The sequence below is a fragment of the Pseudoalteromonas sp. BSi20652 genome (genome assembly GCF_000239855.1).
GTDB lineage: Bacteria > Pseudomonadota > Gammaproteobacteria > Enterobacterales > Alteromonadaceae > Pseudoalteromonas.
Window position 1 is genome coordinate 33,427 of record NZ_BADT01000001.1, and the last position, 15,725, is coordinate 49,151.

Annotated in this window: 14 protein-coding genes and 1 pseudogene; 4 read left to right on the forward strand and 11 right to left on the reverse strand. The window is 38.7% G+C overall.

What is annotated here, in order from left to right:
* Positions 1–182: 182 nt before the first annotated feature.
* Positions 183–1,322, reverse strand: coding sequence for an alkene reductase (locus P20652_RS16855; protein ID WP_008165277.1), 1,140 nt, complete (start codon positions 1,320–1,322; stop codon positions 183–185).
* 80 nt (positions 1,323–1,402) lie between these two features.
* Here P20652_RS16855 and P20652_RS16850 point away from each other — a divergent pair, with 80 nt between their 5' ends.
* Positions 1,403–2,320 (forward strand): LysR family transcriptional regulator, encoded by a 918-nt coding sequence (locus tag P20652_RS16850; protein ID WP_008165278.1) that lies wholly within the window; start codon positions 1,403–1,405, stop codon positions 2,318–2,320.
* Between the two features lie 19 nt (positions 2,321–2,339).
* On the opposite strand, the gene P20652_RS21290 is transcribed toward P20652_RS16850, so the two are convergent.
* The 3 genes from P20652_RS21290 to P20652_RS16835 all read right to left on the reverse strand — a co-directional run bounded on the left by P20652_RS21290 (position 2,340) and on the right by P20652_RS16835 (position 6,500).
* Positions 2,340–3,326, reverse strand: a complete 987-nt coding sequence (locus P20652_RS21290; protein ID WP_008165281.1) for a methyl-accepting chemotaxis protein — start codon at positions 3,324–3,326, stop codon at positions 2,340–2,342.
* Positions 3,327–3,577: 251 nt separating this feature from the next.
* Positions 3,578–4,441 carry an MBL fold metallo-hydrolase gene (locus P20652_RS16840; protein ID WP_008165288.1) on the reverse strand — a complete coding sequence of 288 codons (864 nt, stop codon included), beginning with the start codon at positions 4,439–4,441 and terminating at the stop codon, positions 3,578–3,580.
* A 175-nt stretch (positions 4,442–4,616) separates the two neighbouring features.
* Positions 4,617–6,500, reverse strand: a complete 1,884-nt coding sequence (locus tag P20652_RS16835; RefSeq protein ID WP_008165290.1) for a propionyl-CoA synthetase — start codon at positions 6,498–6,500, stop codon at positions 4,617–4,619.
* Positions 6,501–6,686: 186 nt separating this feature from the next.
* On the opposite strand from P20652_RS16835, the gene P20652_RS16830 reads away from it, so the two are divergent.
* Positions 6,687–7,088, forward strand: coding sequence for an NUDIX hydrolase (locus P20652_RS16830; protein WP_033016855.1), 402 nt, complete (start codon positions 6,687–6,689; stop codon positions 7,086–7,088).
* Here the strand turns inward: P20652_RS16830 and P20652_RS17085 are convergent.
* The 6 genes and pseudogenes from P20652_RS17085 to P20652_RS16800 all read right to left on the reverse strand — a co-directional run bounded on the left by P20652_RS17085 (position 7,089) and on the right by P20652_RS16800 (position 12,668).
* A pseudogene (locus P20652_RS17085) lies at positions 7,089–8,187 on the reverse strand (polysaccharide lyase family 7 protein).
* A gap of 251 nt (positions 8,188–8,438) precedes the next feature.
* Positions 8,439–9,203, reverse strand: coding sequence for an ABC transporter substrate-binding protein (locus P20652_RS16825; RefSeq protein ID WP_008165300.1), 765 nt, complete (start codon positions 9,201–9,203; stop codon positions 8,439–8,441).
* A 206-nt stretch (positions 9,204–9,409) separates the two neighbouring features.
* The gene (locus P20652_RS16820; RefSeq protein ID WP_008165302.1) at positions 9,410–10,954 is read right to left on the reverse strand and encodes a DUF4105 domain-containing protein; all 1,545 of its coding nucleotides are present in this window, start codon (positions 10,952–10,954) and stop codon (positions 9,410–9,412) included.
* 371 nt (positions 10,955–11,325) lie between these two features.
* On the reverse strand, positions 11,326–11,808 hold the full coding sequence (locus P20652_RS16810) for a DUF3015 domain-containing protein (protein WP_008165306.1): 483 nt from the start codon (positions 11,806–11,808) through the stop codon (positions 11,326–11,328).
* Between the two features lie 168 nt (positions 11,809–11,976).
* Positions 11,977–12,366: a hypothetical protein gene (locus P20652_RS16805; protein ID WP_008165308.1), complete on the reverse strand. Its 390-nt coding sequence runs from the start codon at positions 12,364–12,366 to the stop codon at positions 11,977–11,979.
* The gene (locus P20652_RS16800; protein WP_033016856.1) at positions 12,363–12,668 is read right to left on the reverse strand and encodes a hypothetical protein; all 306 of its coding nucleotides are present in this window, start codon (positions 12,666–12,668) and stop codon (positions 12,363–12,365) included. Before P20652_RS16800 ends, P20652_RS16805 begins: the two co-directional genes overlap by 4 nt.
* Before the next feature lie 273 nt (positions 12,669–12,941).
* On the opposite strand from P20652_RS16800, the gene P20652_RS16795 reads away from it, so the two are divergent.
* A complete protein-coding gene (locus tag P20652_RS16795; protein WP_008165311.1) occupies positions 12,942–13,361 on the forward strand; it encodes a VOC family protein in 420 nt (139 codons plus the stop codon).
* Positions 13,362–13,409: 48 nt separating this feature from the next.
* Here P20652_RS16795 and P20652_RS16790 read toward each other — a convergent pair whose 3' ends face one another.
* On the reverse strand, positions 13,410–14,306 hold the full coding sequence (locus P20652_RS16790) for an AraC family transcriptional regulator (protein ID WP_008165313.1): 897 nt from the start codon (positions 14,304–14,306) through the stop codon (positions 13,410–13,412).
* Positions 14,307–14,500: 194 nt separating this feature from the next.
* Here P20652_RS16790 and P20652_RS16785 point away from each other — a divergent pair, with 194 nt between their 5' ends.
* The gene (locus P20652_RS16785; protein WP_008165314.1) at positions 14,501–15,646 is read left to right on the forward strand and encodes an iron-containing alcohol dehydrogenase; all 1,146 of its coding nucleotides are present in this window, start codon (positions 14,501–14,503) and stop codon (positions 15,644–15,646) included.
* Positions 15,647–15,725: the final 79 nt, after the last annotated feature.

A 15,725-nucleotide genomic window follows, 5' to 3' on the forward strand; every position in this document is an offset into this window, starting at 1 on the left:
ACATAAGCTTCCATTTTTTCGGTTTTAGGTGCGTTTTAATGCTGTAATACATTAAAGTATGTATTTTATTACGTGGACTCTATTTGTACATTCTAAATAGTTAGCCAAATGAAGCGTAATACTAAACAACATAGGTTTGAAAAATTAATGTTAAAGTTAAGCCTTCCATGGCCTTGTATTAATTACTTTTGATAAAACGGGTAATCGCTATAACCCACTTCGGTGCCGCCATACATGGTCGCTGCATCGGCTTCGTTAAACGTCCAATTATTCGCTATACGCTCTGGTAAATCAGGGTTAGCTATAAATGGGCGACCAAATGCAAATAAATCACCGTAACCTTCGCCTAAAATACGAATTGCCTTTTCTACTGTATATTTACCAGCATAAATAATGCGACCAGAGAACTCAGCTCTTACCGCTTTGTAAAACTGTTCTGGTAAATCAGGGGCGTTATCCCAATCAGCTTCCGCAATTGATAGATAAGCAATACCTGCTTGTTCAAGTATTTTTACAGCTTCTACATAAGTGTGGTGAGGGTTTGATTCTACAAGTCCTAAATACACTCTTGTTTCATCTGTACTTGCAAACAAAGGAGCAAAACGTACACCTAAACGATCGGCACCCACTACGCCACTCACAGCATCCACTATCTCTTTCAAAAAGCGCAGGCGATTAGTAAGTGTTCCACCGTATTGATCGTCACGATTGTTAGTATGCTCAGAAATAAACTGATTAACTAAATACCCGTTAGCGCAATGAAGCTCCACACCATCAAAGCCGGCTTCAAGGGCGTTGCGTGAAGCTTGAGCATACATATTTACTAGTTCACCAACCTCAGCAGTGCTTAGTGCGCGCGGTTCACTTGGATTAGCGAGTGCACCTTCACTAGGTGCGGTTTCGATAAATACTTTTACATTGTCAGCAACAATATCTGAAGGACCAACCGGTTTATCTGCACTTGGTTGTAGCGACGTGTGCGATACACGACCTACATGCCAAAGCTGAGCAAAAATAACACCGCCTTTAGCGTGGACGGCTTTTGTTACTTTTTTCCAGCCTTCAATTTGTACTTGCGAGTGAATACCAGGGGTCCACGCGTAGCCTTGACCTCGAGGTTCTATTTGTGTGCCTTCGGTAACCATAAAACCAGCCGATGCGCGCTGTGCATAATACTGTGCCATTAATTCATTAGGGATATTACCCGGCTGAGTGCTGCGAGAGCGTGTTAGGGGTGGCATTACAATTCGGTTTTTAAGCGTGAAAGGGCCAAGCTCAATTGATGAGAATAAAGAGGCGGTATTAACTAATTCTGATTTCATTTTAAATTCTCTTATAAAGCAAACAAAGGCTTAAATAGTGGTTAAGCAACATTGGCAGCATAGAGATTTAAAGATACAATTTGAAACAACAGTTTTTTGTTTTAGATACAATTATGAATGGTGTCAATAGGCTCGATATTAAACAACTCAGTGTGCTTAACGCATTACTTGATTTAAAAAACCTTTCGCAAGTGGCTCGTAAAATGGGTTTAACTCAACAAGCAATTAGTGAGCAGTTACGAAAACTGCGTGATTTATTTGACGACCGATTGTTTATCCGTCAAGGCAATAGTATGGTGCCGACCCCTAAAGCTCTCGCTATGCAGCAACCTATTATTCATATATTAAAACAACTAGAAACCTTGCTAGAGCCAGAGCTATTTACACCACAAAGCTACAAAGGTGTATTTACTATTAGTGCGACCGATTATGCAACTCAGGCATTATTGCCTCAGCTGTTTAATATAACCCGCCGCGAAGCACCGGGTTTAAAGCTTATTGTGCGCGACTTTGCATCCGACAACGTTAATCAGCTTATAACCGCAGGCGAGCTTGATTTGCTTATAAGCTTTCCAGAGTTTATACCTGACAACTTAGCGTATGTCACTTTGCTAGAAGAGCAGCATTTGTGTATTACAGGTTGTAAAAATAAGTTTGAAAATGAGCCATTAACACTGTCGCAAATTGCAGCGCACCCGCAACTGGTGGTGTCGCCTTCACGCGCTAATTTACGTGGCTCACACGATCAATGGTTTGCAAATAAGGGTTTAAAGCGAAATATTGTTATGTCGGTACCGAGCTTTTCAGCAGTGCCCGACATTTTACATACAACTGATATGTTGGCGTTTTACCCATCAAGATTATTACCAAATAATAAAGTTAAACAGCTTAAAACGCAGGCGTTACCACCTACCTTTAAAGTAATCGCAGCGTGGCATCCTCGCACTAACAACAGTCCAATTCATAAATGGTTGATAGAGCAATTACAAAGCTTTTAATAAAGAAGTGATTTAGTCGCTAGTGTATTTCATCAAGCAGGTGCATTACACGCTCACTCGCAGTTTCCATTTTATGTATATGCTTAATAGCGGCTTCTTTATTTCCTTCTTGTATTAGACGAAGGGCTTCTACACCATTTTTATGTACTTCTCTGTGTGGATTTTCAAGCTGCTTAAACACATTAGAATGCTTATAATCAGCGGATTGGTCAGAGTTATACCATTTACCCAACCTACACATTGTATGATCGCTAAAACTCTCAATTGATTTATTACTTTGACCATTAGCAACAGCATATACATCACCTTTCCATACAATATGATCAAGCTTAACGGTTTGTATAAACGAGCGAGTAGCAGCTTGAGAAATCGTATTTTTCATATTACTGCAAAAGCCGATAATAGATGAGTAGTCGCTATTGAGTGATTCAAAATTTATACTCAACTGTGAGCTATTGTCTTTAATCGCATCAACAGAGGTAACGGTTTCATTTGTTTTATTAATAATTTCATTAACAAGATCTGCAACTTCTTGCGCTGATTTATTTGTATTGGTTGCCAATACCCTAACTTCGTCTGCAACTACGCTAAACCCTCTACCAGCTTCGCCAGCCCGAGCTGCTTCAATAGCGGCATTGAGTGCAAGCAAGTTAGTTTGATCTGATATCTTACTAATTGTTGAAACAAATGTACTAATAGATCCTGCCATACTTGCTAAGCCAGAAATATTGGTCGTCATACTGCCCATTTTATTTGTCATTAATTCCATTTCTTTAATGATATGGTTTAGAACACTATTTGATTTTTCGAGGAGGGTATTAATTTTTATACTTACTTGGTTTTCTTCGTTAATTTGAGAGTAAGAATCAAGAACAGTTTGTCTTATGCCTTCTATTTGCTTAATGCAATCTATTGAGCTGGAAAGTAAAGAGTGTGTAAATTGTTGATTGGGATTATTAATGGGGCTAATTAGTTCTTTTTTTAATGACTTGTTCTCATTGGTCAAAGACGTGTTTTTAGCGCGTAAAGACTCAATTTCTTTTTTAGTTCGTCATTTTTATTTTGTACTAATGAATAAGTCTTACTTAAAACAAACATTTTAACATCCTGAATTTTAATTATATATTTACCTGCCTTTTCATTATAGAGGGTAATTTTATTCGAGCATATATTTATAATATCTAGTTAGGGTGTTATTAATAAATACATTGGTAGTTGCGTTATGTGCGCCAATACCAATGCTTCTAATTATTGAGCTTAGATTTTTAAATCGCTGCGCCAACTCATACCAGACTCTTCCATTAAACGCTCGTACACGCCTTCAATGTTAAGCGGTAACCATGCATCAAACTGTTTAAAGTCATTAAATTGGTCTAACTTTACATTTTGTTTAATTTCGTCAAGCGTATTACCGGCTAAAACACCTGCTGTTACTTGGCTATATAAATGCTCCAAATAACTTAAATAGCGAGCTACATCAGCCTTGCTGCCAATATCAGCATGTCCGCCAACAAAAGTATCAAAGTCGTATTTTAGTACGGCTTGGGTTGAGTTAATCATGCCTTGAATGTCGTAACTCCACAGTTTTTGCCACGGCATTCTGCCAATAACAATCCAATCAACTACAAACAACGTTTTTTGCTTTTCGAATAATATACTAACCGAACCACGACCATCGTTTGGACCATGATAGTTAAGCTTTACTGTTGAATCACTAAGGGTAAGTAGTAGCTCGTTATCAAAAGTAAGGCTGGGCGTTACAGTTTTCATTTGTGTGTTTTTAATATCTTGTGCAGCGAGTTTATGCGCTACAAAAGTGGTGTGCGGGCTTTTAAATACTTCTGCACCGTAAATATGATCGCTGTGATTATGGCTATAAATTACATATTTTACAGGCACGTTATAGCGAGTTTTAATTTGCTCGTTTAACCAGGTGGCGGCTTTTTTATTAAGCGGGTCGGTAACAATCGCGCCCTCAGGAGTGATTAAAAATACTGAACGGTGTCTGTCGTCTATTAAGCGGTGTAAGCCATTTCCTAAATCTTCTATTTCATAGGCTTGTGTGGCAAAGCCTATAAATAATAGGGCTGTGGTTAATAGTTTTTGTAGCAAGCGGGGCATACACCATTCCTTTTAAATTGATCAAATTAATAACGCTATTAAAAGAAGAAAGCAAAAAGCGGTAATAAATTTCAGTTGTTAGTTTAATTAAAGCTTAAACGAAAGCTTTAATTAAAAGGAATAAATAAAAAGCCATTATAAAAATGGCTTTAGATAGTTAACAGATTGGTTGGTTTTATCTCTGTGTTAGTTGTTGGTTTATTTCTTCAAAAATGCTTGCATCGTCTATGGTTGAAGGTATTTGTAGCTCTTCGCCATCAACTAGTTGGCGTAAATTTTTACGCAGTATTTTACCCGAGCGAGTTTTAGGCAACCTATCTACGCTAACTATATTTTTAAGGCACGCAATAGCGCCAATTTGATTACGAACACTTAAAACAAGCGCTTGTTCTACGTCGGTACTTGAGCCCATAAAATCATTTTTAAGCACGATCATTGCCATAGGAAGTTGCCCTTTTAGGGGATCATTCACACCAAAAACAGCGCATTCAGCAACAGCTGGGTGTGCAGCTACTATCTCTTCCATTTCGCCGGTAGAAAGCCTATGTCCTGCTACATTTATAACGTCGTCGGTTCTGCCCATAATAAATAGGTAGCCATCTTCATCAATATAACCGCCATCGCCAGATAAATAATAGCCTTCGTATTCACTTAGGTAGCTTGCTTTAAAGCGCGGGGTATCTTGCCAAATAGTTGGTAGGCAACCCGGTGGAAGTGGCAGTTTAATTACCACGGCGCCTTGCTGGTTAGCTGCGCATTCATTGCCATCCATATCTAATATTCGCACGTCAAAACCCGGAGTAGGGACGGTAGAGCTGCCAGGTTTTGTTGCTAAGTACTCAAGCCCTACAGGATTACAAGCAATAGCCCAGTCGGTTTCTGTTTGCCACCAATGATCGAGTACCGGCAATTTGGTTTTTTCTTTAAGCCACTCGTAAGTGGGAGGATCTAATCGCTCGCCAGCTAAAAACAAACGTTTTAAGCTAGAGGTATCGTACTGGTTAAAACCATCAGCATTTGGATCTTCTTTTTTAATTGCTCTAAAGGCAGTGGGGGCACTAAATAATGCATTTACTTTATATTCTTCAACCACGCGCCAAAATGCACTGGCATCGGGCGTTTTAACTGGTTTTCCTTCATATAATACAGTCGCACAGCGATACATTAGCGGCGCGTATACTATATAAGAATGCCCAACTACCCAGCCAATGTCAGACGCTGCCCAAAATACATCACCGGGCTTCATACCATAAACGGTTTCCATGCTGTATTGCATTGCCACTGCGTGACCGCCATTTTCGCGTACAACGCCTTTGGGTGTGCCTGTGGTGCCAGAGGTATATAAAATATAAAGCGGATCATCTCCATTTACAGGCACCGGATCTACGCTTGCAGCCGTTTGCATTGCCTGAGTCCAATCTATATCTCGCTTAGGCTTAAGAGTGGCGGTTACTTGTGGACGCTGATAAATAACGCAGTGTTCTACTTTGTGCGCAGCTAAGTCTATTGCGTTATCAATAAGTGGTTTGTATTCAATAATGCTGTTTACTTCAACACCGCATGAGGCACTTAGTATAAGTTTAGGCTTGGCATCATCAATACGTACAGCCAATTCGTGTGGAGCAAACCCACCAAATACCACAGAATGAATAGCACCAAGGCGAGCGCACGCCAACATGCCAATAACCGCTTGTGGGATCATTGGCATATAAATAACAACGCGGTCGCCTTTTATAACTCCTAACGATTGCATTACGCCTGCAAATTTAGCAACTTCTTGTTGTAGTTGTAAGTAGCTATAGGTTTGCTTTGTGTTAGTGACAGGGGAGTCGTAAATCAGTGCAGTTTGCTCGCCAAACCCGGCAATAACGTGCTGGTCTAGCGCTAAAAAACTGGTGTTTAATTGCCCGTCGCTAAACCAATGATAAAGCCCGTCGTCGTCTTGTGTGTATGCTTTTGTGGGGATTTTATACCACGGAATATTTTTACTTTGTTCGAGCCAAAATTGGGCTGGGTTTTGTTTAAAGGCATTATATTGCTGTTTATATTCGCCTGACATGTAAGGCTCCTAAAGCTAAATTTGTGTGTGAGAGACCTTACAAAATGTAGGCTTTTTTTAGCAAGCAAGCTATTCGACCTTGGTCGGCTAAAAGTTAATCAACACACTGGTTTTAAAAATACAAAATTGACAATACAAAGCGTGTGGTTCAGCATGGCGGGCAGTAAAAATAAGAGAAAACACGATATGAGTAACGTGGTAAGAGTTGGTGTGGCGGTTATTATAATGCGCCAAAACACAATTTTACTAGGTGAGCGCATTGGCGCGCACGGTGCCAATACATGGGCAACACCTGGTGGGCATTTAGAATTTGGTGAAAGTGTTGAGCAATGTGCAATACGAGAAGTGTTTGAAGAAACAGGTTTAAAGGTAAGTAAAATTACTAAGCTTGATTTTACCAATGATATTTTTACAGCACAGAACAAACACTATATTACGTTGTATGTAAAAGCTGATTTTGAAGGCGGAGAGCCTGAGCTCAAAGAGCCTAATAAATGTTTAAAGTGGCGCTGGTGCGATATTAATAATCTACCCACGCCACTGTTTACATCACTAAAAAATTACTTATCTGAGGCTGTACTAGCCTAGTTATTTTGTTGGCGGTGTCGCTGGGCTTAACGCAAGTTTACTAAAGCTTACTTGAGCGTAATCGCCATTTTGTTTATCTTTAGACCAATCGCCAGTACCTAAACAACCTGGGTACCAAATACCTTTCGCGCTTTTAGTACTACATTGGTTATAAGCGCCGGCTTTAAAGTAATGCCAATCTGCAGCGTAGCCATGTGGATGATCTTTTTCGTCCACTTTGCCATAAGCATCTACGTTATTACCTAAGTTAATAGAGTAGTTAACGTCTTCTTTGCCTTGTGCGCTAAATGTAAGGTGCATAACATTTTTATACACGTTTACCGTGTAGCTAAATTCTTCACCTAGTGCAATACCGGCACTGCCTGGTTCGTTAGGGTTTTCCCATGTATTACCCCAAACAGGGTAAGTAATGTCTTTGCGGTCAGGATTGGTTTTAGGTAAATTACGTTCGTAGTTCCAAAAAAATTGAGCCTGTTTCGTGCCCTGGCCATTTTTTGTAATATATTTTAAGTGGTTCATTGCCCCAGCCATAACCAAGCTTGGTATCAATAAGTGCTTGATCTTTACCTGCGTGAATTTGCCCTACAACAACCGAATAAGCCGCTTTTTTATTAGGATCAGTCGCACGTAGCGCAACGTGATCTACTTTTAACGTTGCTTCCATTTTTCCACCAATAGAGCCAAATCGGTCAGATAGCGGGTGAACAGCTAAAGCAAAGTTGTTTTTAGAGTGTTTAGTTTTAATTTTAGCATTTGATCCACGGATCATCTGTCTAAGTTCACTACGGGTATTAGTAGAGTTAGCACTTGTAAGCGCTTTATTAGGGGAGGTAAATACCATGTAGCCTTTATCATCAAGATAGAAAAAATCAGGGTGTGCGTAAGTCTGAATTTCTTCTACATCTATTTCATCAATTTTACCGTCGTTGTTTAAATCCACTGGTACATTTATTTTCCAGTGTGATAAATCAAACTTTGTTGCAGGTACTGGCGCATCGCTTTGCTGGTTATTGCTTTGGGTGCTTGTACAAGCCGTGAAAAGTAGAGGTGTGATAACGGCTAAAGCCGTAAGTTTAAATGTGGATGTATTTTTTATCATTATTGTCTCTGTGTGATGAAGTAAAAATTGTGCGGTACTGACATCGCTTAACTTCAATTTAACATACCAATTTAAAAATTAAAACTTACCAATTTATGGTTTTTTAGAATTAATTGTTATTTCGGTGATGGCGTTTTGGTTAACCAATAAAATTGGTTAACGTTATTATATTATTTTAAATTGTTAAACAGGGGGGATGTCATCATATTTGGTAGCGCTTGATGTTGGCTAATATGTTTATTTAAATAGGTTTAATTTATAGAAGGAGGGAGAGGGAGTTGCCACTTTTTTAAAATAGCTTGGTATTCGCCACTTACTTTTATATTTTTTAATGCCTGCGAGATTAAGCTGGCTGTTTGTTCATCAAGCTGATTATTAGCAGCAAAATAGAGTATTGAAGGAAAATCAGCTAAATGAAGTCGTTTAGTGATTAAGTTAGGATCGAGCCCTGACATTTTTAGTTCATTGTCTAAGGTAAGTGTATTCATAAGGACAAAGTCAGTTCTGCCTTTATAAAGCATTTGCCATGCTTGCTGATAATAACTAGTCAGTATTAAATTTTTATCTTCTTCAAACCCCATTTTTATTAAATATTTGGCACTCAAATATCCACGAATAGTGCCTACTTTATAAAATTTTGCATGATTTAAATGAGTTACTTCGTCTTTGTGGCTTTTTAAACTAACTAGGTAGGCATCAGTAAAGTATACCGCTCCTAACCATTTAAACTGATTTTGCCTAGCAGGAGTTTTTAATAAAGAGAGCATAATTGTGTTTGGATTAGCTTCTAGCTGATGAAATGCACGTGCCATTGGCATTATTTCAAACTTGGCTTTTAATTCAGCTTCTCTTAAAACAGCCTTAGCAATATCAACAGAGGCCCCGTCAACTTCACCGCTTTTGTTTTTAAAATGGTAAGGATGTAAATCTTCTGCAATAAAAGTAAGTGAGCTTACAGCCCCTACATTACCGCAAAAAATAAAAATAAAAATGATAACGACAACACGCAGGTACATAAGAGAATCTTTCTAGCTACAATACATTGAGTTTAAAGGGTTTTGCCTAAAATATATACTCAAATGTATAAAATAAGTAAATGCATAGGTATGTAGGGAGTCTGTTATATAATTAAGGTAGAGAATAATTGAACGTATTAAATAAAGCTTTATACGTGACACAAGCGCTATAAAAATAATTAAGCGCTTGTGGGTTTATGCAGTGATTAAAAGTAATATTGAATTGCAAACTTAGCCGAGGTACTACTTGTGTACCAATGTTGGTTTTTAAGCTCAGTACGAATAGATAAGTTACGCGATAAAGAGTAATTCCATTTTAATGTAAAGTCGCTGTGTTTATCTGCTTGGCCATCTATTAACCATGTTATATTTGCTATGAGGGCAAGTTTATGATTGTTATTTATTTGCCATATTGCACCGGCTTCACTACCAACACCTGTTGTTAGGTTGTCTGTTATGTCACCGTTATTAAACTCAATTTGGCCAAGTAAATAGCCGTGTAACGTGTTTGGGTTACCGATTGATTTCCCGTATCCACCTTTAGCAAACCAACGACCTTGCAAAATATTATTATTAGGCTGTCGATCAAAGCCCATTTTAACGTTCCACGACCAGCTATCAAACACGCGGTTATCGGGTGCAAGTGACATAGCATCTAATAAATAAAAATGCTCAAGCCGCGTGTTACCTTTGTCGCTTATGGCACCTTCAATATCAAAAAAGCTAATTTGAGCACCAGGAATAAATCCAGCTGAACTATCTAATAAGTCATGGTAGGCAAGGCGATATGCAAAGCTTGTTAAGTCACTTTGATGGGCATATTCAGTTCTTCCGAGCGTTACTTTAGATGAACCATGACCTAGCTCTGGGGAAGCAATAGGACGGCTTGGCTTAGTAAAAGGCGAAGCTACTTTATATTTACTGCGCATTAGGAGTAGCTTAGTTAGTCGTGGGGCAATTTCTTCACGATTTAATGCTTTGTCGTAAAATTCAAAATTTAACCATTCATACGCCATTTCTAATATAGCGACTAATTGCGACGGTGAGTAATTACGAGTATTGAGAGAGCCACCTTGCATTAACTCTCTTGCATCATCAAGTTGTTCGTCAGTCATTTGATTAGAGTAATGGTAAAGCTTAGTGCCAAAAGCAGGGCGGTAATTAGGTGTTTGTAATAAGTTGTTATTTTTTAGTACTGCAACGGTATCTGATGGAATAGCTTGCATATTAAATGACGATGTTAAATCAAGGTCATCTTGTGCAAGTTGTAATAATGCAAGTAATTGGTAAGAGCAGTTTTCATCAATAAAAAAGTAATCGAATGTAGCTAATTGCAGCTCCCATAAGTGCAATAAAATAAGCTCTACCTGTGGCTCTGATAAATTAAGTTTGTATTCCCAAATATCACGAGATTCTAAATCATTATATTCACGTACTTTTTTATAGTACGGCATAAGTGAAAACTTACCTGGGTAGCTGCCAATCAACCCTTTTAGTGCATACATAGCTGCGTTATCTGAGCCGTCTGGTTCTGCTGCAAAATTAACTGCAAATGCGAGCAACTCTTTATGGCGAGTCTGATCTTTTGCATCAATACGAAGCAAAGTGTGGCCAAACATTGATGATGGGCTATTCATAAATGCGGTTGGAAAAACTAACGTAACCCCCTTAGGATTTATTATTTTTTGCCACGCCTGTAGCTCTGGGCAATTAAGTTCGGGCCAGTTATTTTTAATTTTGTTTTTATCCATTTATAACGTGCAGGAAACTGACAACGATATTGTGTTGTTTTTGGGTCAGTATTTTTACCACTAAATGCGGCTATAGTGGCTTTAAGTTCGTCAAATGGACTTGTTTTACCTGTAGGAGATAAAAAAACTCAGCACTATCTACTTCACTTTTCCAATCACCTAATGTGGCCCCACGGTAGTGACCTAATTTAAGCCAGTAAGGGTGTGTTGCTAAGGTGTCATTTTTAAAACTTTGAGCGTTTATATAAGTACTAAACAGCACAATTGATAAAACAAAGAATATTTTTTTCATAATCACTAAACAATAAAAGCCGCTAGAGGGGTACTCCAGCGGCTTTATTTATACGTATAAAACCGGCTAATTTAGCTGATTAAGAAAGAGTATAAGAAGCAAGTTGTGCGTTACTTGCAAGAACAGTGTTTAGGTTTTCTAAAACTGTTTGCGAAGTTACGTTTTCAGAAGTAAATACTGAAGAAAACTGTGCTTGAGCAAGCGCGTTGAATGCTGCTTTATCTTGATCTGCAACACCCCAAGCTTCAGCTAGAGTCGCTAAAGTTTCGCCTTCACCTTTTGACATATCACGAGCAAGTTGCTCCATGTTACCGTCGATGAATAAAGCAATTTTTTCTGAAGACGTTACTGTACCAGTACCATCACAACCTAAAGTACCAAAAGTGATACCAAAAGTTTGGTTACCAGAAGTACCGTTTGTTGTAGCGCCTAAAACTTTAACGCCTTTACCTTGCTGACCTGCAAATAACATAGAACCAAGACCACAACCAATATCTTGGTCAGCCATAGCATTTGAGAAAGGTAGTAAAGATAGTGCAGCTACTGCGATTAGTTTTTTCATGTTCATAAATCCATATATGATTGTCTTTATTTAGGGTAAATAAAGTTCGCGGAGGATTTTAACAGACTTGCAGAAAAAAGGAACAGGCTAAAACATGAATATTTTACACCCTAATTTTTAAATATATTAAAGTTAATGCTAGGACAAAAATCAGTCTAGTTTTACTTTTTATTGAACTGGTGGCGGTTTTTTACTTCTTGGGGCACCTAACAAAATACACGTATGGCAAATACACACCGACAAAAATGCACTAACCCCCAGTGCACCACCATAGCCATCGAGTATTGGTAAAAGGTATTCAAACAATAATGAGAATAAAACTGATGAGCTTGCTATTGTATAAACCCCAAAGCGGTGTGGGGCGCTCATACCTATAAATGTGCCGCCAAAAAATACAACTGCATATAAATCGGGATTTAAATTTAAAGCGCTAAAAATTAAATAAGCAATAATAGAGAGTGACGATGAGGCTCTTATGCCATCAAATCGATTATGTTTAGCTAAGTAAAACGTTAAAAAAGCACCAAAGAGTGCAAGTAATGGGTATTCAATACTCATAGCACTATTTCTCTGGCTAATACAAAAAGTGCCACACTTGCAAAGGCTACACTGCCGAGTTTACCACCAAAACCAGTAAATATATTCATAGTAAGTACATACAAACTTGAGCCAATAAGTGAAATAATCGCAATTTCCCAGTAACTGGTAATTAAGTGGGTTGAACACATACCTGCAAAGCTGCCAGCATACATTGCAGCATACGGATGGTTTTTATAGCGCGCAGGAAAGGGAATAAACGAGCCAATAAGCCCTGTTAGCGCAGCAGAAATCACTAACGATAATTCCAAGGTAGTGTGCATAGCAAAGCAAGCTACAAAGCCTAAAAAGAAAGCGATAAATTTTAAAAATAGGAACTTAATCATAGCGTCGCATTTTAAACTAATCCTTTTGCGCTTTCTAATACTCTCTAACAAATAAGTGTTATAAGTAATTACACATTCAAAAAGCGTGTTTTTTAAACGACTTTTAGGTATTAAATATGCTTAATAGTGCCGCTGTTAATGTTCTATAAATCACAAATTATGTATAATGGCGATAATTTAATGTATTAAAGTGTTAACCAAGGGTTATTTATGTCTAACTGTTTGCATCTGGCTATTCCGGCTGGCGATTTAAAAGTGACTAAAGCGTTTTATTGTGACGTGCTTGGTTGTAAAACGGGTAACAGTGAAGAAGGTCGTTGGGTTGATATTGACTTTTGGGGTAACGAGTTAACATTACATCAAAGTGTTGAGCGCCTACCAACAGTGCGCCATGATGTAGATATGGGTGCCGTAGCTGTACCACATTTTGGTATTCATTTATCAGAAATCGACTTTAACGATTTAAAAGTACGAATTGAAAGCGCGGGAATAGAATACCTTGATAAACCTTACCGCCGATTTATTGGTGATGAGTTTGAACAAGAAACGTTTTTTATTGAAGATCCGAATGGTAACGTACTTGAAATGAAAACTATGGTTAACCCAGACGTTTTATTTAAAAAAGTATAGTGTGTACCCGTGTTATTTAAAGCCACTTTTTTGTGGCTTTTTTGTGTACTAGCTATGCAGTTGCGTTAATACTTCGCTTGGTGTTTTATTAAAGTGACGTTTAAACTCGCGACTAAATTGCGATGCACTGGTATAACCTACCTTCAATGCAGCTTCGTTGGCCTTGCTGCCACTAGCTGTAATCAGCTCTTTTGCTTTAGCTAAGCGCACTTTTTTTAAGTACTGCAATGGCGACTCAAAGGTAACTTGTTTAAAGGCACGATGAAACGACGACACGCTCATATTTACATCTTCAGCTAACCCTTCAACCGTAATTTGATTGGCATAACTGCTATGCATAGTTGAGAGCGTACGAGCTATGCGCGCATAATGTCCATCATGCATCGCAAGACCAATTAATGTGTCGCCTTGGGGGCCGCACAGTACGCGATACACTAATTCTTTCACTATATCTTCGCCGAATACTTCTGCCTCAAGTGGGTTATTTAAAACAGTTAATAACCGATGAGTAACATGCTCCATTGCTGTATCTAGCGTCGCTGACTGAACTCCCCCTGTTTGCGATGATGACGAGGAAGTACAAAGCGGTTTATGTAGTATCATTTGATTAACGAGTTTATGCAGCATTGCCGGGTTTATGTCGATAGCAATGCCCATTACAGGCAGCCCGTTATCGGTGAATGCTTCACACTCTAATGGCACCGGTACGCCAAGAACTAGGTAGTCGCCTGCGCCGTATTTTATTTGATGTTCAGGAAAGTGAATTATTTTATGACCTTGTCCAACAATTATAATACCTGAGTTATATATAAGAGGTTGGCGCGGTGAGCTTTTAGTTGCGCGATGAAAATACACCCCAGGAATAATCGTTTCCATAGTGCCCTCAAAGCTGAGTAACTGACTATGCTCTGCGTATTGTTGCAACATATTGGCTATGGTGGGCATAAAAGGGATCTTTAATTAAGTGTATTTTGCGTAAAATAACAATGTTGGTAGTTTTAGGCAAGCTTTTGCGAGTTATTGGGCTTTTTTTATGTTTGTTTTGCCACTAATATGCACACATCTATACTTTGTTAGATACTTTGATTAGGTAACTAAGTAAAGTACTCAGTAATTAACCGTCACCTAGGATCAAAATAATGAAATTTAGCTACGTAAATCCAACTCTTATCCAATTCGGTCAGCAACAAATTGCGGCACTATCTGATTTGATCGCAAAAGATCTAAAAGTACTTGTAGTGTATGGCGGCGGTTCAATTAAAAAGAACGGCGTGTACGACCAAGTAGCTGCAGCACTTGAAGGTTTTGATTGGGTAGAGTTTTCGGGCGTTGGCGCTAACCCAACAGTTGAAGTATTAGACCAAGCAGTAAAAATTTGTAAAGAACAAGGCATCGACTTTGTACTAGGTGTAGGCGGCGGTTCAGTAATCGACGGCGTTAAATACATTGCAGCATCAGCCGTTTACGATGGCGAAGGCTGGGATATTCCTACTGGTAAGCACACTATTACCAGCGCATTACCAATAGGAGCAATATTAACATTACCTGCAACGGGTTCTGAGTCTAACCAAAACTCAGTTGTGAGCAAAGAAGCAACAAAGCAAAAACTACCGTTTGCATCACCAGAAGTACTTCCTAAATTTGCGATTATGGACCCTGACGTAATGAAAACATTACCGCAGCGTCAACTTGTAAATGGTTTAGTAGATGCGTGGGTTCATACTTGTGAGCAGTACCTAACATTTCCGCAAACGGCATTAGTGCAAGAAGGTTACGCAGAAGCGCTTTTAAGAACGCTTAAAACATTGGGCGATAACGTTGAAAACCAAGACGACGCATGGCGTGCAAACCTTATGTGGGCAGCGAATCAAGCACTTAATGGCTTAATTGGTTCTGGCGTAGCACAAGATTGGGCAACACATATGATTGGCCACGAGCTTACTGCTGCTTACGGCGTTGATCATGCACGTTCACTTGCTATTGTTCAGCCTTCTTTATTACGTAACCAATTTGCAGTTAAAAAAGCAAAACTTGAGCAAATGGGTAAAAACGTATTTGGTTTAGCTCAGTCAGATGATTTAGCTGAGAAAACAATTTTAGCAATTGAAGCGTTTTACCACAGTCTTGACGTAGCAACTGTGCTTAGTGAACATGGCGATGATAAAGCTGCAGCAATTGACAATATTATTGGTAAACTTGAAGCACACGGCATGATTGCGCTTGGTGAAAATCAAGCTATTACACTCAAAGAAAGCCGCGAAATTTTAGAACAAGCAGTTGCTTAATTTTGCACAACTAAAAGCTTGAAACAGATTTAAATCAGAGTTCAGGTTATTTAGTAAAAAAGCCGCTAACCTTTAAGTT